This window comes from Oscillibacter sp. (assembly GCF_031978065.1).
Taxonomy (GTDB): domain Bacteria; phylum Bacillota; class Clostridia; order Oscillospirales; family Oscillospiraceae; genus Oscillibacter.
The window spans coordinates 1-19,536 of the sequence record NZ_DALZCH010000063.1 but is presented as its reverse complement, the minus strand read 5'-3'; the positions used below and the strand labels follow the sequence as shown (position 1 = coordinate 19,536).

Here is a 19,536-nt window from a genome sequence, read left to right as displayed (position 1 = left end):
GGCACGGTCACCGCCCACCATGATGGAAAGCGTTCCATCTTTTGCCATCGTATTTCCGCCGCTGACGGGAGAATCCAGCAGAAACATCCCCGCGGCCGTTGCCTTCTCCGAGAGCGCCAGAATGATGTCCGGCGAGGCAGAGGACAAATCCACAATCAGACGCCCCGGCTTTCCCAGCCGAATGGCTTCCTCCACAGAGTGCTGAATGATGGCGTGGGTAGGCAGCATCTGGAGAATTACGTCGCAGGTCTTGTAAAGCTCCTCAATATTGTTGGCCAAAGTGCCGCCTGCATCACGGTACAGCTGCATTTGCTGTTCGCCGACGTCGTATCCGATTACTTCGAGATCCATTTTCCGATCCACATTCAGCGCCATATGCAGGCCCATGACCCCAAGGCCTAAAAATCCTATTTTTGTCATTATAACACACCTTCCAAAAATGTGCAAAGAGTGAACCGTGACACACGGTCCACTCCTGCATGATACAGTATTGTTACCGCGCCTTTTACCGTCAGGCAAGAAAGCCCGGCAGCCACAGCGTGAAGAACGGAATATAGGTAACCATCAAGAGGATGACCAGAGAAATGATGAAGAACGGCAGGCATGATTTGAAAGCGCCGCCCAAGGTCACATTGCCGATCTTTGCGCCCACCAGCAGGGATACGCCCACCGGCGGTGTGATGCAGCCGATGTAGATGTTGATGCAGGTCAGGATGCCGAACTGAATCAGGTCGATGCCGAAAGAGTTTACCAGACTCAGCATCAGAGGGACCATCATCACGATGATGCAGTTGCCTTCCATCAGGCATCCCAGAATCAGGAAGATTACATTAATAATCAGCAGCACCATAAACTTGGAAGACACCACAGACGTCATGGCCTGCATGAAAAGCTGGGGAAGCTGAGAGGAGATCACCACATAGGCCGATGCCTTGGACAGGCCCACCAGAATCATGATGGCAGCCACGGAAATGGTTGTCTCGTACAGGGTCTCCATCAGGTTTTTAAGGCTGATGGTGCGATAAATAAAGATGCCTACGATGGCGGCATACAGCGCAGAGATGGCGGCGGCTTCGGAAACGGTGCAGATGCCGCCAAAGATGAGCCCCAAGACAATAATGGGCATGAACAGGGCCCAAATGCTATCCTTCAGGATATGCAGTTTTTCTTTGGTGGTGGTTTTAGGCTGCATCGGAAGCTTCATTTTATAGCCGTAATACAGCGTATATGCCAAAAAGCACACCATGCAGAGTACGGCGGGCGCGGCAGTGGCCATGAAGAGCTTTTGGATGGAAGTCTCTGTCAGGCTGGCGTATACCACCAGAGAAATGGAAGGCGGAATCATAGGGCCTAGCAGAGAAGAGCAGCTTGCACAGGCGACGGAATAGTTCTTGTCATATCCCGCTTCCTCCATGGCAGGCACCGTCATGCCGCCGACGGCGGCAACCGTTGCCACCGCGGAACCGGAGATTGCCCCGAATAAGGCCGAGGAAAGCACAGTTACAGAGGCAAGGCTGCCCCGTACCCTGCCAAGGGGCACGTTGGCGGCGGCAATCAGCTTTTGCGTGATGCCCTGCGCCATAATGTTGCCCGCCAGAATGAACAAGGGAATACACAGCAGGGAAGCGGAGTTCATACCAAGGAAGGTTTTCTGGGCGACCGCCTCCAGCGGGAACCCTGCGTGGATCATTGCCACCATGGTGGCAATGCCGATGGAGAGATAAATCGGCAGGCCCGCGAAGGCCAAAACCAGCAGAAGAACAAAAATAATAACGCCAGCATTCATCGTTACACGCTCTCCTTTCCAGAGTCAGCAGGAGATTTGCCCAGAAAATTGAGAAAATTCCTGACGGCAGCTTCCACAGAGAATAGGATGACCAGCACCGCGCCAACAGGGAAGGAATAATAAATATCCCGCATTTTCAGCGGCAGCGTGGTAGATGCGCTGGTGGCATGCTGAATCAGGCTGAGGCCATAATAACAAAAAACAAGCATAAAAACGATTGCAGCCACAGAGCTGATGGCAGAAATCAGATACCGGAATTTTTTCGACATAAAGGCGAGAAGAAAATCCACTTGAAGGTGGCTGTCACGCCGGACAGCAATGGGAATGCCCAGAAAAATGCTGTAAATGCTGAGATAAAGGGCCAACTCTTCACACCAGGGCTGTGCATTTTGAAAGATATATCGCATCATGCACTGATAAACCATAATCAGAGTAATCGCCGCCAGCAGAATTATTTCCAGCACCTTAATTACTCTTTGGACGCCGTCCAGAAAACGGGTGTAGTATGTCAACACAGACTTGTTCAACTCCTCTGTCAGCTTTTTCAGAGTGGAGCTTTCACCACTGCAAAAGCCCCACTCTGTTAGGGGCACCTGTGTTTAGGCGGGGTCAGCGGCCTTAATCGCGTCCGCATAGGGGACCAAATCGGGATACTTCGCCTCCAGGAAGCCGTCCAAGGCCTTCTGCCAGAGAGACACGTCGGTATCAATGAACTCACAGCCGGCGGCCTCCACCTCGGGCCGAACGCTCTCGGTGGCGTCCATCACCAGATTGGTGCAATACTTTCCCGCTTCCACGGAAGCCTCCTGAATGATGGTTTGATACTCGGCGGGAAGAGAGGAGAAATAATTTTTGTCCATGATGAAAGAAACCGTGTTGTAAACGTGGTTGGTTTCGATGATATAATCGCAGCTTTCATCCCAGCTCAGGCTGGCGATGTTGGTCAGGCCGTTTTCCGCGCCGTTGACGGTGCCCTGCTGAATTGCGGTGAAGACTTCGCTGCCGCCCAGAGGAGTGGGGGTAGCACCCAGCCACTGCCAGGTGTCGAGATAAATGGGAATCGTGGGGACGCGCAGCTTAAAGCCCGCCACGTCGGCAGGAGTTTCGATGCGCTTGTTGCTGCACATCACGCGCACGCCCTGCAAGCCCGCGCCCATCAGGGTCATTCCGCAGTCCTCGCCCAGCTTCGTCAGAATATCCTGACCGATTTCGCCTTCCCACACCGCTTTCCAGTGGTCGACGCCGGAGTACAGATAGGGCGCGGCCTCCACATTGGCGAGGGAGGACATCGACGCCAGATTGCCGATGGATTCATAGACAATGTTGCAGATACCAAGGCTCAGGCCCTCGAGGCAGTCTGCGGTGTTGCCCAGAGAAGAACTGGGATACAGCTCCACGGTGATGGCCCCGTCAGTCTTTTCATTGACGGTTTTTGCAAAGACCTCGGCGGATTTGTACACGGGGTCGGTTTCACCGAGACTCAGGTGCATTTTCATGGTGTAGCTCTGCCCGACGGCAGCGGCACTGCCGGAGCCGTTGCCGTTGCCGTTGCCGGAGCTGCTTCCGCAGCCGGCCAGCAGGGAGGTGCTCATTGCTGCGCACAGCAGAGCGGCTAAAATTTTCTTCTTCATGTTTTTTCCCTCTCTTTACGTATATAACATTCGGTGGTTTTGGAAATCGCCTTAGTATATCATTGATCCAACTCAGGAAACAACACGGGAACGGCCTTCACGGGGTCCAGCTTTCGGGACATACGAATGCCGGACAATTCGGCAATTGCCAGTTCCACCGTTACAAGCACCCGGTTTCCCTCTTTGAGATGCCCGCCGTATTCGTTGCCCTCGGCATCGGCAAAGCAGGCGTGAATGTGGGGCGCGGCTTTCCCGTCGGCTTCGCCGCAAACAATTCCGTTCAGGCCCACCAGTTCGATGGGGGTGGGCTTGCTGATGGGGGTTACATAGCCGTAAAGCCCCGGTTTGCCCGGCATCTCCTGCGGGTCGAAAAAGGTGCAGCCGTCCAGACTGCCGATGCCGGAAAGGATAATGCCGCTGAGGATATGGTGTTCGTCACAGAATTTTTGAATGGACAGCAGAACGTCTTCGTCCGGTTCGATTCTTAACACGTGCACCTTTTTGAGAGTTCCCTCTGCGTGTTTCATACTTCCAGCGGCTCCTTTCCGGGATAAATCATCATCTTTCCGGGGACGCCGCTTTGAATCGCCTCCAGCGCCTTGTCAAACTCCTTCAGCGCAAAACGCCGTCCGATGACCTTATCCAGCTTGTAGTAGGGTCCCTTCATCACGGTTTCAAAATCTGCCCAGGTATCCCAAATTTTTCTGCCGGAAACACCGGTCATCTCCACCTCCCGGTATATGAGGTCATTGGTGAGATCCAGCGTGACATTTTTGGTGGGAAGACCCACGCACACCAGCCTGCCCGCCGCGCGGACACACCGCAGGCTGGCGCTGATGGCAAGTTCCGCGCCGGTAATATCAATGGCGGCATCTACGCCGATTCCGTCGGTCAGCTTGTGGATTTCCTCAACCAAATTACACTTGCCGCTGTTCAAAACCACGTCGGCCCCCATCTCCCGGGCTGTTTCCAAGCGCTCGTCCACCAAATCGCAGGCAATGACCAGCTTTGCACCAAAGGTTTTGCTGGCGCTGATGGCCGTCAGCCCAATGGGGCCGCAGCCGCTGACAAGAACGGTTTTGCCCGCTACCTCGGCGCTTTCAACGCCATGCACGCCCGCGCCCATGGGCTCGAACAGACAGGCTGTCTCATAGGAGATGTCGTCGTCCAGCAGGAAGGTGCTGTCTGCCCGAATCTTGGAATATTCGGCAAACGCGCCGTTTTCCGTCACGCCGAACAGCTTGACATCCTTGCAGATATGGGGCAGACCGTTTTTGCAAAACCAGCAGTGATTGCAAGGAATGTGTGTTTCGCAGGAAACCCGGTCGCCCACCTTGCGGTCGTGGACATTCTTGCCCACCTCGACAATATCGCCCGCCATCTCATGGCCGGGAATCAGCGGAGGATTAATCCGCGCCTGAGACCATTTGTCCCAATCCATAATGTGCAAATCGGTACCGCACACGGCGGTGCAGTGAATCTTGATCAGCACCTCATCGTCGTCAATCTGTGGAATGGGCAGGTCGGTATGATAAACAAACTTTCCCGGCGCCGCACTCTCCTTGACAAGGCCGCGCATTGTTCCCTTCAAAGTGCGCTCCTCCTTAGTTCAGATACGATTTCACCTGCGAAATCACCGCTCTGGTGGAAATTTCGTAGGTATCCTGCAAAGTTTCAAGCGTACCTGCCGCCAGATACCGGTCGGGCAGGGCAATCTTCTTCAAAACGGCGGACACCTGCTCGTCCACCAGCAGATTGGCGACCAAACTGCCCAAGCCGCCCACAATGCTGTGGTTTTCGGCGGTAACCACCAGACGGCCGGATTTCTTCACCTCCGCCAGAATGGTTTCTCTGTCCAAGGGCTTAATGGTGGGAACATGCAGAACTGCCGCGTGGATATTGTCTTTTTCCAGAGCCTCCGCCGCATCCAGACAGCGCATGGTCATCTCGCCGCAGGAGATCATCAACACGTCGGCGCCGTCCCGCAGCAGCTTGGCCTTGCCGATTTCAAACTGATAATCATATTTGTCCAGAACAACAGGTACACGGTTTCCCCGCAGTAAACGCATATACACAGGGCCGTTAAAAGCGGCGACCGCTTTGGTGGCTTGCTGCATTTCCAGTGCATCGCAGGGGTCGATGATGGTCAGATTGGGCATGGAGCCAAGGATGGCTAAATCGTCTGTGGCCTGATGGCTGGGACCGTAGCCCGACTGAAGACCGGGCAGGCCGCCGATAATCTTTACATTGGTGTTGTGCTCGCAAATTGCCTGAGAAATGAAGTCATAGCATCTTCTGGCAATAAACGTGGCGTATGTAGTGGCAAAGGGAATAAACCCCTCCTTAGCCAAGCCTCCGGCGGCACACATCAGAAGCTGCTCGGACATGCCGACGTTATAAAACCGCTGGGGAAAGGCGTCGCGGAACACATGAATGTCCGTATACTTGGCGAGGTCCGCGCTCAGGCCGATAATCCTGTCGTTTTCTTTTGCCAGCTCAATCAAAGCGTTGCCAAAGGGTTCCGCCATGGTCGGATGATTTGTCACGACATTGGAGTCGCTGATCACACTTTTGATACCGTTGCTCATTAGTCCTTACCCCTTTCCAATTCGCTGAATGCCCGTTCCCAGCCCTCTGCGTCCAGACTGATAAAATGGCTCTTCTGATTGCCGATGAGGAAGGGAACTCCCGTGCCGGGAACGGTATCGCAGAGAATGATGTGGGGTTTCTTTTCGGTGGAATTTTTGGCCTTATCCACAGCCTCCATCACCTGTGTAATGCTGTTGCCGTTAATCCGCTGCACATCAAACTTGAACGCACTGAATTTATCGTGCAAAGGCTCGGTATCCAGCACCGCGCTTGTAAAGCCGTCCGCCTGAATCCCGTTGATGTCCACAATGCCGATAATGTTGTCAAGCTGATAAGCGCCGGCGGACATGGCTGCCTCCCAGGTGGGGCCCTCGGTCATCTCGCCGTCGCCCATCATGACGTAGACCTTTGCATCAGATTTCTTTAATTTCAGGCCCATCGCCATGCCCACGGCAATGGGCAGTCCAAGGCCGATGGAGCCGCCGGAAATTTCGATGCCGGGCGTATAGGCAGGCATGCAGGACATGGGGAGACGGCTGTTGTCAAGGCCGTAGGTATCCAGCCAGTCCTTGGGGAAAAAGCCCTCTTCCGCCATCGCGGCGTATACGGCAATGGCATTGTGTCCGGCTGAGAGGAGAAACCTGTCCCGGCCTTCCCACTTCGGATCGTCGGCGTGGAACCGCATGGCGTGGGAATACAGCACCGTCAAAAAGTCCGCGGCCCCCAGTGATTGAGAAATAAAACCGCGCTTGTCAACGTGCGCCATTCTCAGGACGTTTTTACGAACTTCATACGCTTTATCGATGAGTTCTTCTTTATTCATGATAGCTCCCTTCCTCTTCTTGTACTTCTTTTCATCCAACGTAGGATGTTTATACGTTATACTATCACCGGGCTGGAAACGCGTCAAGAATGAATATCCATGAAAAGCAAGGTCTGTTTTTGTAACATTTAATAAATTTTCCGCAAAAAGACGTAAGAGCAATGTAGCGCCATGCTTTGGGAAAGCTGCATCAAAAAATCGGCAGACAGCGATTTTCCGCTGTCTGCCGATCAATGCTACGTATTTCCTGTGTTTTGTATGTGTTCTTTATAGAAGCGTGACTGAAAATGTTCTCTTTTTGCAGACTTTTGATGCCCCCAGCAGAGTATCCTGTCCCGCTGTGCGCTCTCAGCCGTATCTGCGCTTTTTGTACATGGCTGTGGAGAGGGGGATCGAAATTGTCGTCAGCGCGGCGGACAACAGAGGAATGCCGAGTTGAACAAAGCCAAGCAACCTCGCTGGAATCTCTCCGCTCTCGCTGGAATCAACCAGTCCGGCCACCAGACCCGCGCCGCCCACGGCCACGATCACCATCAGAAGAATAAAAAACGTTCTTCCTTTTTCCACGCCGAACCGGAACATAAGGGGCATCGTTATGGCCATCATCAAAAAGCCCATGCACATGTAAGGCAGCAGTGAGGACGGGGAAAAGTCCGTTGTGACAAACAGCCCCAGCAGGAAATTGCTCAGAGCGCTCAAAACCGTGGCGCAGCCAACTGCCAGCCAGCCCAGCACATATTTGCTCATAACCATGTCACTGGCGCTATAGGGCATCATGGCGGCCAAATCGTCCCATTTGCTTCGTTCGTCATAGGCCATGGCGGTATAGGGCAGCATGCCGCAGTAGACAATTGCAAAGACGGTCATGTTCCCCTGAGGAATCGCCGCAAAGATTGCAATCATCAGAAGAAACATCTTCATTTGTCGCAGAAGCACAAAAATATCCTTTTTTAAAAGCGCCTTCATCCCTGTTTTTCCCCCTTCACCAGAAACAAAATGATGTCCTCAAGACTGGGCCGCTCCACCGGCAGCGAGGCGGGAACCAAACTCCGCTTTACCAGCGCCCGCGCGCCGTAAGGCGATTCCTCCGCGCCCAACACCGCCCCTTGAGGCAGCTCGGAAAGGCGCGCTTTGTTGCAGGAAACAATGCCGTATTCATCCCGCAACGCGTCCTTTTCCATAGAGAGCCGCAGACGGCCCCTGTGGAGAAACGCAATGTAATCGCACAGCTTTTCAAGATCGCTGACGATGTGGGAGGAGATAAGAATGGAGCGGGTTTCATCTCGGGTAAACTCGGAAAAAATCTCCAAAATCTCGTCCCGGACAATGGGGTCCAGCCCGCTAGTGGCCTCGTCCAGAATCAAAAGCTTTGGGCTGTGGCTCAGAGCCACGGCGATGCCAAGCTTCATGGTCATGCCCCGGGAGTAGTCCTTAAATGCCTTTTTTAGTGGCAGGCCGAAGCGCTTTAAAAACTCGTCGTAAGTCGCCGCGTCCCAGCGCTGATACGTGTCCGCCATGATGAGGCCCACCTGCCGGGCATTCAGCGTTTCGGGAAAATGAGACTCGTCCAGCACGATGCCCACGTCCTCCTTCACCCGCTGAAATTCCGGGCTGCGGTTATCCACGCCCAGCACGCGGATTTCTCCGCTGTCGGGCCGCAGTGCGTCCATAATCAGGCGAATGGCGGTGGTCTTTCCCGCTCCGTTTTCTCCCACCAGCCCGCAGATAGCCCCCTGAGGCAGCACAAGGCTCAAATCCTGTATGGCAAAGTCGCCCAAGCGCTTGCTCACATTCTTTATTTCAATTGCATCCATGGTTCATTCCCCCTCTAAAATAATCCGCAGCATCGCAACAAGCTCTCCGTCCGTGACACGGCAGCTTCCGGCAAGGTCGGCGGCGGACTGCAAATGGCCCTCGATTTCTCGCAGGCGGTTCTCCCGGATCAGCTCCGTGTTCTGCTCCGCCACAAAGCAGCCCTTGCCCGCCACCGTGTAAACAAAGCCCTCCGCTTCCAGCTCGTCATAGGCTCGCTTGGTGGTGATGACGGAGATGCGCAGGTCTTTTGCCAGCGCCCGGATGGAGGGCAGCGCGGCCCCCTGCTCCAGCGACCCCGCCACAATCTGGTCCCGAATCTGGGCGGCAATCTGCTCGTAGATGGGTGCGCTGGAGGAATTGCTCAATAAAATTTCCAAGCTGTAATCACCTCGCATACTGTTCATATACAGTATATACAGTTGAAGGAAAATGTCAAGGGGTAAATTTCGGAATGATCAAGCAATTTGTGCCGCACCGGGGAATCGGAGGGGAAAACACTGTAAAACCGGCAGAAACTATGGTACAATGTCCGCGTTGCAGGCGGTTGCCTGCTTGAATTGCGGATATCCCGGCGGCGCTTTGCTCCCACAGGAGCACCGGAATGGGATATAAAGGGGGCGAGGGCATGGAGACGGAGACGGGACAGAGCGCGCTGACGCTCTGGTGGAAGCCCGCGCCCGATGGGGCGGAGGTGACGGCTGTGGCCTCTGGGGAACAGCACGTTTTCCTACCGGAGCGGGTTCGGGGCCTTCCGGTGACGGCATTGGGCCACCACGCTTTTTCCCCCAACCGCCCCGCGCCGGAGGGGGAACCTCTGCGCATTGTCTGCGGCGGAGGAGCGCCGGGGGACAAACCACGAGGCATTCAGGCCGTGACCCTTCCGCCCACGCTGCGGCGGGTGGGGGATTACGCGTTTTACAACTGCTCTGCCCTGAGAGAACTGCACCTTGCCGAGCCGGTGAACGATTGGGGTAGCGGCGTGTTTATGAACTGCGGCGATCTGCGCCACTTTTTCATCCGGGCGCGGGACGGCAGGGCGGAGAGCCTTTCCTATATTACAGGCGAACTGGCCACAGAGCTGGACGTAAGCGTGGACTATCCCGACGGGGGGACCGCCCGGCTGATTTTCCCGGAGTACCGGGAGGTATTGGAGGAAAACGCTCCGGCCCACCACTTTGATTTTCACCTCTACGGCTCGGGCTATCCCTATCGCCATGTGTTTCGGGACCGGGCGCTGTCCCTTCAGGAGTATGACCGGCTGTTTCCCGGCCTTTTGGAGAAAGAGCACGATCCAAACTGCGCCCTGCGCATTGCATGGCACAGGCTGCGCACGCCCCGGGAGCTGACGGAACAATCAGGCGAGCGCTATCTGACGTATTTGAAGAGCCGGACGGGGAACGTGCTTGAGTGGCTTCTTGAAGGACGGGACAGCCGGGGCCTTGCATGGTTCCTGCCCCTGAGCGGTGCGGACGAGGGGGCTTTGCGCACGGAGGCGGAGACAGCCCGGCGGCTGGGGCTCACGGAGCCGCTGGCGCTGCTGCTGGAGTACCTGCGGGAAAAACCCTCCGGAGGGCTTCATAAATCATTTGACTTGTAAGGGGGCGGCGCTGTGGCGGAGAAAAAAACCCGGGAGGAAATCGGGCTTGATATCCTGCGGGCGGCACAGAGCGAGCTGTATCTGAATTTCCCCTATCTGGACGCGGCGCTGAGCGGTCTTGCGTTTCTTCCGGCAAACGGAATGACGCTGGCTATCGCCACCGATGGGGAAAAATTATATTACGATGCGGACTACCTTTCTGAGCGCTTTTTGCGGGGCGCGGAGAGTATCAATCGGGCGTACCTCCACACGATTCTCCATTGCCTGCTGCGCCATCTTGCCAAAAAGCAGGGCCGGGAACCGGAGCTGTGGGACTTGAGCTGCGACGTTGCCGTGGAAAGTATTTTGGACGGACTGGCCAGCCCTTGTCTTGGAATTGCCCCCGCGCCCATGCGCCGCAGCCTGTACGGGAGTTTGCGGGAGCACATGGAGGTGCTCACCGCTGAAGGGATTTACCGGGAGCTATTGCGCCGGGACCTGCCGGAATACGAGCGGGCGCGGCTCCAGAGGGAATTTTTTGCCGATGACCACGGGCTTTGGGACCCGCAGGGGAAGAAGGATCAGGAGCGAAACGAGCGTCAGGACCAGAAGTGGCGCGCCGCGTCGGAGCGGGCGCAGACGGGGATGGAAACGGTGCTGGCGGGCAGGGCCGTGGGCGGCGAGGCCGTGTACGAGCAGGTGAAGGTGGCAAACCGTCCGGGCGTTGACTACCGGGCGTTTCTCAAACGGTTTGCCGTCCCCCGGGAGGTGCAGGGCGTGGACGCGGACGGCTTTGATTACGGCTTTTATGCCTATGGATTACGGCTTTACGGCAATCTCCCTTTGGTGGAGCCGCCGGAGACGCGGGAGGAAAAGCGCATTGAGGACTTTGTCATCGCCATTGACACCTCCATGTCCACCTCGGGGGAGCTGGTGCGGCAATTTCTCTCCGCCACCTATTCGATTCTCAAAAGTACGGAAATCTTTTCCACCCGAGTGAACATCCGGGTGCTCCAGTGCGATGACCGGGTGCGGGATGATACGGCCCTCCATGATTTAAAGGATTTAAAAGCCTATATGGAGGATTTTCACCTCGTCGGCGGCAGCGCCACCGACTTTCGCCCTGTGTTTTCTTATGTGGAAGAGCTGCGCGCCGCCGGGGAACTGGCGGGACTGCGGGGACTGATTTACTTTACCGACGGGATGGGACGGTACCCCGAAAAGCGCCCGCCCTATGAAGCGGCGTTTGTGATGCCGGAGGGCCCGGCGCTGGCGGTGGATGTGCCGCCATGGGCCATCCATCTGACGCTGACGGAGCAGGAGCTGGAAATCGCCGCGCATCAGGCGGGAGAACCGGCGCATACGGAGAAATCCGGCGAAGCGGACGGACGGGACGAGGACGACCTTCTGGAACTGCCGGAGCTGTAAGGAGACAAACGGATGAACATCAAACAGGCAAAAGAGGAGCTTACAAATACCCTGCGGGCGTACCTTGCCAAGGACGAACTGGGGAACTACCTGATTCCCGCCAACCGCCAGCGGCCCGTGCTGCTGATGGGCCCTCCAGGGATTGGTAAAACGCAGATTATGGAACAAATTGCGGCGGAGACGGGGGTGGGACTGGTGTCCTACACCATCACCCACCATACCCGCCAGAGCGCCGTGGGTCTGCCGTTTATTGAAAAACGCACTTACGGCGGGCGAGAGTTCTCTGTCACGGAGTACACCATGAGCGAAATTCTTGCTTCGGTCTACGGCCTGATGGAGCAAACCGGTCTGCGGGAGGGAATTTTGTTTCTGGATGAAATCAACTGCGTCAGCGAGACGCTGGCCCCCATGATGCTGCAATTTTTGCAGAACAAGACCTTCGGCAACCAGAAGCTGCCGGAGGGCTGGCTGATTGCCGCGGCGGGAAATCCCCCGGAGTATAACCGCTCCGTCCGGGATTTCGACGTGGTGACGCTGGCCCGGGTGAACCGCATGGACATTGCCGAGGCTTTCGCCGTTTGGAAAGCATACGCCCGCCGCAAAGGCCTTCCCGGCGCGGTGGTGTCGTATCTTGACAGCAAACGTGAGCATTTTTACCGCATCGAAACCACGGTGGACGGCGTGCAGTTTGCCACGGCCCGAGGGTGGGAGGATTTGAGTGAACTGCTCTATGCCTATGAGACGTTGGGCCTGCGGGCCGGGGCCGAGGTGGTGGGGCAGTATATCCAGCTTCCCCGCATCGCTCGGGATTTTGCCGGGTATCTGGAGCTTTACACCAAGTATCAGCGGACCTGGCGGGTGGATGAGATATTGGAAGGGAAATGGGTCGCCGTGTCCGTTTCCGAGCTGCGCTCCGCCCCCTTTGACGAAAAGCTATCGGTGCTGGGGTTGCTTCTGGGCCGTCTTGGCGGGGAGGCGAACCGCGTCCGCATGCAGGACGCGCTGACGGAGCTGCTCCACGCCGATCTCATTGCGTTCAAAGCCCGTCTTGCGGCGGGAACCGGGGCGGCGGAAGCTATGCTGGCGCTGGAGGATGCCCGCCGGGAGGCTATGCGCCGTGCTGCCGCCGCGGGGCAGACGGATAAGGAACGCCATGCTCTGGAGCAGCGAGAGCTGGATGCCTTAGTCCGCTATCGGCAGAATCTGGCGGACGAAGCCGTGAGCGACGAGCTGGCCATGGACGCGGTACGGGAATGGTTTGGGGCGGAAGTGAAGGCCCGTGCAGCCATCGCGGAAGATACAGGCCGCCGCTTTGACAATGTGTTCCGCTTTTTGGAGGAGGCCTTCGGCGACTCGCAAGAGCTGGTGGTCTTTGTGACGGAGATCACCGCCGGGTACGACACCTCCTGGTTTGTGGAGCATTTTGGCTGTGAGGCATACTACCGCCACAATAAGGAGCTGCTGCTTGATGACCGCCGCGCCCGGCTTCGCCGGGAGATTGCGGCGGAGCGGTCGGGAGAGTAAATAAAATTACCGGGGACCCGATGCGGCGGGTCCCCGGTGATTTTGCGTGAAAGCACGCAACCGGATGGAATTTGGAAGCGCTTCTCACTTTCCGCTCCGGGTCGTTAAGAAAGTGCGCAAGAGGAGAAAATTTCCTTGACAGACAAGGACCTCACGCCTATAATGAATATCTCCGACCGAACGGTCGGTCGGAGACTTAGCAACTACTAACTTTGCGCCTCGCGCAGACAAAAGGAGATCTGTATGAAACGAACCTTAGCGCTGCTATTGGCGGCCCTGCTGACGATGGCCGTCGCGCTGCCGGTGCTGGCGGACGACCGCGTTCAGTCCTCGGCGGAGACAGCCGCGTCTTCCTCCCCCGGAACGGATGCAGCGGGGACAGACGCGGGAACGGATGCGCTGCCCGCCACTTCTTCCGGGCAGACGGATGCTACAAGCCCGGATGCTTCCGCGTCTGGACAGACGGGGGACACGGCTCCCGCTGCCTCGGTGGATGTTTTGATTGGCAGCAGTGTGCAAAATCTTCAGTTAAACCCGAAAAACAGCGCCAGTGGCATCAGCTTTGAAAACCTGCGGGGGGCGATGCTGAATTATAACCCCACCATTCAATCCCTGAAAGCGCAGATTATGGATGTAAACGGCATGACGCAGGACAGCCTGTGGAGCGCCGGCGGGACGCTGCGGGAAATGCTTTCCAGCACCAGCGAGGCCCTTGGAATGGTGGAAAGCGCGATGGATGACGGAGTTCTTGACTCAAGGGTCTATCAGGCGCTCAGCATCGCGCTGAATGCAAATGTTATTTCGCTGCAAAGCGCGGTTGCGCAAAATTTTTCACAGGTCATCAACGTGGATAATACCATGGCCAGCACCAAAAACACCCTAAACAACGCCATTGAAAAGGTAATCAGCGGCGCGGAACAGCTTTACATAGGCGTTGTTGCTATGGAGGATGCGCTGCCCGCCGTGCAGCGGGGGCTGGATGCTTTGGACCGGGCTGTGGCAATCGCTGAAAAGCAGCAGGAGCTGGGCATGGCCTCCGCTTACGATGTGGAGAGCATCCGCCATCAGCGGGCGCAGGTTGCCAGCCAGTTGGAGGCATTGAAGTATCAGGTGACCACCAACAAGCTGCTGCTGGAGGGCATGTGTGACATGAAGCTAAGCGGCTCGGTGAAGCTGGGCGGGCTGCCCGTACCCACTCAGGCGGAGTTGGACGCCGTGGATTATGACAAGATGCTGAGCGCCGCCTCTGCCCGAAATGTAGACGTGGCCAATGCGGAGATCGCCTTTGGGGAGGATTCCGGCCCCGTGAATAAGCAGGCGCGTACTGCGGCGCAAAACAGCTTCGCTTCCGGCTTTAAGGGCGTTTGCATGGCTGTGCCGGAGAATGTCCGGCTGGTGAGCGCGGCGCAGGAGACCGTGGATTTTCAGCAAAGGACTTTTGATATCGCCGCCAAGAAGTATGAGCTTGGAATGGCGTCTCACGAGGAATACCTTGCCGCCAAGAGCAATTTTGACAGTGCGCAGGACGATTTGAATACGGCCCAGCGCAGCCTGTTCAGCGCCTATCATGCCTATGAAAGCGCCATAAAGTACGGTCTTGTGTAAGATCGGTTAGAAATAAAGGAGAGCACTATGAAAACAAAATCTCTTTCCGCGCTGCTGACGGCGGCGCTGCTGCTGGGTACGCTGGCGGGCTGCGGCCAGGCGGGCGATTCCTCTGAGGAGGAGGTCAAGGGCACCGCCGTGGAAATCCAAACGGTGGAGTTGGGCGACATCGCCACTGAGAGCACCGTCACCGGCAGCGTCACCGCCAACCGCAACGTGCCGGTTTTGAGCAAGGTTTCCTGTAAGGTCAAAAGCGTGACGGCCAAGGCCGGCGACGCCGTGGCCGCCGGGGACGCACTGTTTACGCTGGACACCGCCGACTTGCGGGATACCTACGGCAGCGCGCTGGAGACCTATTCCGGCACACGGGAGCTTCTGGACGAACAAGTCAGTCAGGCGCGGGAGGGCTATGAAAATCTTCAGGCACTGTTTGCCCTTGGGGCGGTGAGCCAGAATCAGGTAGATCAGGCAAAGCTGGGGCTTTTGCAAGCGGAAAACGCCCGCAAGAGCACCCTGACCCAGATGGGTCTGGACGATGTGTGGGATATTTTGAACAGCCCCACTGTCACGGCTCCCATCGCCGGAACCGTTTCCAGCGTCAGCGTAACCGCCGGAGTGGCCGTGGGTCCCGGCACCGTGGGGGCGGTGATTTCCGAGATCGGCCGTCCTCAGGTGGTTGTGAACGTCTCCGAGACGCTGCAGCCCTCTATCGGCGTAGGCGATGCAGTGGAAATCAACATTCCCTCCGTGGGAGAGGAGGCAGTGCAGGGAACGGTGGCCTCCGTGGCCTCCGCCGTCAGCCTGCCCTCGGCATTGTATGAGGTACATATTGATTTGCCCAAGGATATGAAAGTCTCCATCGGCATGTTTGCCCGGGCCACCTTCCGTACGGATTCTCGGACGGGCACGGTGCTCATTCCCACGGAAGCGATTCTTACGGGAGAGGACGGAAACCGTTCTGTCTATGTGGTGGACGGCGATACGGCCTATCAGGTAAACGTGACCACCGGTCTTGTGGGTGAGAAGCAGACGGAGATTACCTCCGGGCTTCACGGCGGCGAGCAGCTTGTGACGCGGGGGCAGAGCTATCTCAGCGACGGAGCCCCCGTCCGCGTCACCAACGCCCCTGCGCCGGAAGTCGGGGCGGACACCTCCGACTCGGACACGTCCGGTGCTGAAAGCGGCGCGGCCTCCTCTGCCGCGGCCTCTTCTCAGTCCGCGGCCCAAAGCGCGGAGGGCAAGGCGGCATGAATATCGTTTCATTTTCCATTCGCCATAAGGTTACCACTATCATGGCCTGCGTGATGGTGGCAATCTTCGGCGTGATGGGCTTTTCCCAATTGCCTTTGTCGCTGATGCCGGACATTGAGCTTCCGATGGTGTTGATGTATTCCACCTATCAGGCGGGTCCGCAGGAGGTGGAGAATCTGGTCACCGTCCCGCTGGAAAGCGCATGCGCAACGGTGGCCGGTATGGATGAACTTCAGTCCTACTCTGTTGAAAATATGTCCATGGTGCTGGTGACCTTTACCGACAGTACCGATTTGGACAGTGCTATGACGGATCTGCGGGACAAGGTGGGCATGGCGAAAAGCTCCCTGCCCGACGGGGCCAGCGACCCGGTGATGATGGCCATGGATATGGATGCCATGCCCGTTATGGTCATTGCCCTGCGGGGCAGCGATCTGGCATCTCTCCAGACTGTGGCAGACGACACCATTTCCCCCGCGCTGGAGCGCATCGAGGGTGTGGCCTCCGTGGACGTGGAGGGCGGCTTTGAAAATGAGATTGCCGTGGAAACTTACACGGAGAAGCTGGCGGGCTACGGCCTGTCTCTGTCCTATATCGCCCAGATTCTCTCGGCGGAAAACGTGGCCATTCCCGCCGGCAGCGTGGACAATGGGGCAAACACCCTGTCCGTGCGGACCGATGGCCAGTTTTCCTCCGCGGAGGACGTGGCCAACTGCCTGATCCCCCTGCCCACCGGCGGTTCCGTCCGGCTGGGAGAGGTGGCAAACGTCTATCTCAAGCCTGAAGATCGGACTACCATCGCCCGGGTGGGCGGGGAGGACTGCGTGGTCTTGTCCGTGAACAAGCAGTCTGACGTGAACACCGTGGTCACCGCCAGAAGCGTGAGCGCGGCCATGGAGGACATTGCGCAGGAGAATCCGACCTTGGAGTGGTCCGTGCTGATGGACCAGAGCGACTATATTAATATGTCTGTGGACAGCGCAATTTCCAATATTATTATGGGCGTGCTGCTGGCGGCGCTGGTGCTGTTCGTGTTCCTGCGGGACTGGGGCGCAACCATGGTCATCTCCGTGTCCATGCCCCTTTGTATCGTGTCAGTATTTCTTTTGATGCGGGTGCTGGGCATCACGCTAAACATGATGAGCCTTGGCGGCGTGGCCATGGGTGTGGGTATGATTGTGGATAACTCCATCGTGGTGCTGGAAAATATTTTTCATTACCGCGCAGAAGGACACGACAACTACTCCGCCTGTACCAAGGGGACGGGAGAGGTGTCTTTGTCCATCGTGGCCTCCACGCTGACCACTGTGGCGGTGTTTCTCCCTCTGGGCCTCACCGACGGAATTGTCGGTATGATGTTCTACGACTTCTGCCTGACTATCTGCACCCTGATCGGCATGTCCCTGATTGTGGCGCTGACCATTGTGCCACTTTTGAGCTATATGCTGCTGGGCCGGGGTCGGAAGGACCTGAAGGCCAACGCTCAGGTTATGGAAGCGGCGAAAAAACCGAAAAGAAACCGCCTGACGGACTGGTATGTAAAAAAGCTGGACTACTTTATCCATCACCGCAAGCGGGCCATGCTGGCAACCCTTGCCATGATCGTGATTTTCATCGGCATCATTGCATTCTCGGGTTTTGAGATGATGCCTTCTATGGACCAGAGCAGCGTCACCGTCACCGTAAGCCTTCCCACCGGAACCGAGACGGAGGAAGCGCAGCACATCGCCGAGCAGGTGGTGGACATCGCCATGGATACCGTTCCGGAAATCAAAGATATTTACTATACCACCGGCGGTGGTACCATGAGCAGCATGACTGGCGACAACTCTACCTCCGTGACACTGAATCTCGTTTCCATCGGGGATCGCCACCGCTCCGCCGAGGAGATCGGAGACGGGCTGCGGGAGGATTTGCGGGATATTGCCGGGTCGGAAATCACCGTGTCCTCCGCAGGCATGATGGATATGTCCGCCATGAGCGGGCAGCCCATCCAGCTCACCCTTTCCGGAGACAATTACGATGAGCTGAAAGCGGCGGCGGACGACCTTTTGAAGCAAATTGCCGACGGCGTGCCCGACGCGATGGATCTGAAATCCAGCGCCGGGGATCAGGTGCCGGAGGTGGACGTGACGCTGCGTCGGGATGTGGCCGCGCAGTACGGACTTACCGCCGCCACCATCGGTACCGCCGTGCGCAGCCAACTCACCGGGTCCACTGCCACGATTCTTAAGGTAAACGGCGAGGAGATCGATGTGGTGGTCCGGGGCGAGGCCGACGCGGGCAAAAGTCTGGACGCGCTGCGTTCTATGCTGATTACCACGCCCACGGGCAGCGCCGTTCCCTTGAATATGGTGGCAGACGTGGAGGTGGTGATGGCTCCTCAGACCATCATCCGCCAGAATCAGAGCCGCACCATCACCGTTACCGGCGACAGCCGCACCGACGACGCGATGGGTATTGCAAAGTCCGTCAAAACAGTGGTGGACAGTTACCAGCCCCCGGAGGGAATCACTGTGGAGATGGCGGGCGAGAGCAGCGACATGATGGACTCCTTCCAGAGTCTGGGCACCGCGTTGATCGTGGCGCTGGGTCTGGTGTATTTCGTGCTGGCGTCCCAGTTTGAGTCGTTCCTGATGCCGGTCATCGTCATGATGATTTTGCCGGTGAGTTTGCTGGGGTCGCTATCCACGCAGTTCCTGTTCGGCATGAAAATCTCCATCGTCTCTCTGGTCAGCGTGATTATGCTGGCAGGAACGGTGGTCAACTCTGCCATTGTTCTGGTGGATTACATCAAAATCCGCCGCCTGCGGGGCGAGGAGAAGGACGAGGCGATTTTGAAGGCATGTCCCCGCCGTGTCCGGCCTGTGATGATGACCATGCTCACAACGGTTCTGGGCCTTCTGCCCATGGCCGTGGGCATGGGCGAGGGGGCCGAAATGATGAAGCCCATGGCCATCGCGATGATTACAGGCATGCTGCTTTCCACCGTTGTAACGCTGCTGTTTACGCCCGTGTATTACAGTATTTTGGACAGTTTCAGACAAAGAATTTCTGATAAACGCGCGGCCAAAAGAGGGAAATACGCGCCGGAAAAGAAGGAGGAGATCCTCAGTGTCGAAGATCAGTGACCGGCGCCGCGCCGACATATTACGCTCTGAGCTGACGGAGTTTGGCCTCCGGGGCGTGGACGGAGCCTCTATGTCGGAAATTGCAGCCCGGGCCGGGATCGGAAAATCTACTATCTATGAGTATTTTGCCTCTAAAACAGAACTGCTTGTCGCATCCTGCGAGATGAAAATCCGTGAGATAAAAGAGGAAATTGCGTCCATCTTCAACCGGGACAGCTCCTTTTCAGATCAGATGGAGCTTTATGTCGAAATGATGCTGGATATGGCCGGAAACGTTGATTTCAACGAGGTCGTGCGGGTTTTTACCCGGGATTCCATTGACGCGCTGGAGACAGTGGTGGATGACCTTGCAGGGGATATGGCGGCCATCTTGGAAC

The 19,536-nt window shown here is 56.9% G+C and carries 18 protein-coding genes; 7 read left to right on the top strand and 11 right to left on the bottom strand.

The annotated features are described in order from the left end of the window. The 11 genes from RTK01_RS10510 to RTK01_RS10460 all read right to left on the bottom strand — a co-directional run. The coding region (locus RTK01_RS10510; RefSeq protein ID WP_312280920.1) for an NAD(P)-binding domain-containing protein at positions 1 to 420 on the bottom strand (420 nt) is incomplete at its 3' end. A gap of 91 nt (positions 421 to 511) precedes the next feature. Then, positions 512 to 1,786 (bottom strand): TRAP transporter large permease, encoded by a 1,275-nt coding sequence (locus RTK01_RS10505; protein ID WP_294855865.1) that lies wholly within the window; start codon positions 1,784 to 1,786, stop codon positions 512 to 514. Positions 1,787 to 1,788: 2 nt separating this feature from the next. Next, the gene (locus RTK01_RS10500) at positions 1,789 to 2,301 is read right to left on the bottom strand and encodes a TRAP transporter small permease (RefSeq protein ID WP_312280919.1); all 513 of its coding nucleotides are present in this window, start codon (positions 2,299 to 2,301) and stop codon (positions 1,789 to 1,791) included. 84 nt (positions 2,302 to 2,385) lie between these two features. Next, positions 2,386 to 3,417 carry a TRAP transporter substrate-binding protein gene (locus RTK01_RS10495; protein ID WP_312280918.1) on the bottom strand — a complete coding sequence of 344 codons (1,032 nt, stop codon included), beginning with the start codon at positions 3,415 to 3,417 and terminating at the stop codon, positions 2,386 to 2,388. A gap of 59 nt (positions 3,418 to 3,476) precedes the next feature. After that, entirely contained in the window at positions 3,477 to 3,944 is a 468-nt protein-coding gene (locus RTK01_RS10490) for a DNA-binding protein (RefSeq protein ID WP_312280917.1), read from the bottom strand. Further along, complete coding sequence (locus RTK01_RS10485; RefSeq protein ID WP_312280916.1) at positions 3,941 to 5,008, bottom strand: zinc-binding dehydrogenase; 1,068 nt, start codon at positions 5,006 to 5,008, stop codon at positions 3,941 to 3,943. The genes RTK01_RS10490 and RTK01_RS10485 overlap by 4 nt, the downstream gene beginning before the upstream one ends. A 13-nt stretch (positions 5,009 to 5,021) precedes the next feature. Then, the gene (locus RTK01_RS10480) at positions 5,022 to 6,005 is read right to left on the bottom strand and encodes a transketolase C-terminal domain-containing protein (protein ID WP_312280915.1); all 984 of its coding nucleotides are present in this window, start codon (positions 6,003 to 6,005) and stop codon (positions 5,022 to 5,024) included. After that, positions 6,005 to 6,829: a transketolase gene (locus RTK01_RS10475; protein WP_312280914.1), complete on the bottom strand. Its 825-nt coding sequence runs from the start codon at positions 6,827 to 6,829 to the stop codon at positions 6,005 to 6,007. The genes RTK01_RS10480 and RTK01_RS10475 overlap by 1 nt, the downstream gene beginning before the upstream one ends. A 348-nt stretch (positions 6,830 to 7,177) precedes the next feature. Continuing rightward, positions 7,178 to 7,795, bottom strand: coding sequence for an ABC-2 transporter permease (locus RTK01_RS10470; RefSeq protein WP_312280913.1), 618 nt, complete (start codon positions 7,793 to 7,795; stop codon positions 7,178 to 7,180). Beyond that, positions 7,792 to 8,643 carry an ABC transporter ATP-binding protein gene (locus tag RTK01_RS10465; protein ID WP_312280912.1) on the bottom strand — a complete coding sequence of 284 codons (852 nt, stop codon included), beginning with the start codon at positions 8,641 to 8,643 and terminating at the stop codon, positions 7,792 to 7,794. The genes RTK01_RS10470 and RTK01_RS10465 overlap by 4 nt, the downstream gene beginning before the upstream one ends. Before the next feature lie 3 nt (positions 8,644 to 8,646). After that, the gene (locus RTK01_RS10460; protein ID WP_312280911.1) at positions 8,647 to 9,021 is read right to left on the bottom strand and encodes a GntR family transcriptional regulator; all 375 of its coding nucleotides are present in this window, start codon (positions 9,019 to 9,021) and stop codon (positions 8,647 to 8,649) included. 224 nt (positions 9,022 to 9,245) lie between these two features. On the opposite strand from RTK01_RS10460, the gene RTK01_RS10455 reads away from it, so the two are divergent. From RTK01_RS10455 to RTK01_RS10425, 7 genes are all read left to right on the top strand, one after another. After that, positions 9,246 to 10,241 carry a leucine-rich repeat protein gene (locus tag RTK01_RS10455; protein ID WP_312280910.1) on the top strand — a complete coding sequence of 332 codons (996 nt, stop codon included), beginning with the start codon at positions 9,246 to 9,248 and terminating at the stop codon, positions 10,239 to 10,241. Positions 10,242 to 10,253: 12 nt separating this feature from the next. Beyond that, positions 10,254 to 11,648, top strand: coding sequence for a DUF2201 family putative metallopeptidase (locus RTK01_RS10450; RefSeq protein ID WP_312280909.1), 1,395 nt, complete (start codon positions 10,254 to 10,256; stop codon positions 11,646 to 11,648). A gap of 12 nt (positions 11,649 to 11,660) precedes the next feature. After that, on the top strand, positions 11,661 to 13,172 hold the full coding sequence (locus tag RTK01_RS10445) for an AAA family ATPase (protein ID WP_312280908.1): 1,512 nt from the start codon (positions 11,661 to 11,663) through the stop codon (positions 13,170 to 13,172). 243 nt (positions 13,173 to 13,415) lie between these two features. Further along, the gene (locus RTK01_RS10440) at positions 13,416 to 14,777 is read left to right on the top strand and encodes a TolC family protein (protein ID WP_312280907.1); all 1,362 of its coding nucleotides are present in this window, start codon (positions 13,416 to 13,418) and stop codon (positions 14,775 to 14,777) included. Positions 14,778 to 14,804: 27 nt separating this feature from the next. Then, entirely contained in the window at positions 14,805 to 16,028 is a 1,224-nt protein-coding gene (locus RTK01_RS10435; protein ID WP_312280906.1) for an efflux RND transporter periplasmic adaptor subunit, read from the top strand. Continuing rightward, positions 16,025 to 19,159 (top strand): efflux RND transporter permease subunit, encoded by a 3,135-nt coding sequence (locus tag RTK01_RS10430; RefSeq protein WP_312280905.1) that lies wholly within the window; start codon positions 16,025 to 16,027, stop codon positions 19,157 to 19,159. The genes RTK01_RS10435 and RTK01_RS10430 overlap by 4 nt, the downstream gene beginning before the upstream one ends. Further along, positions 19,143 to 19,536, top strand: a 394-nt coding sequence (locus tag RTK01_RS10425; RefSeq protein WP_312280904.1) for a helix-turn-helix domain-containing protein, incomplete at its 3' end; no start/stop codon positions are given. The genes RTK01_RS10430 and RTK01_RS10425, both read left to right, overlap by 17 nt.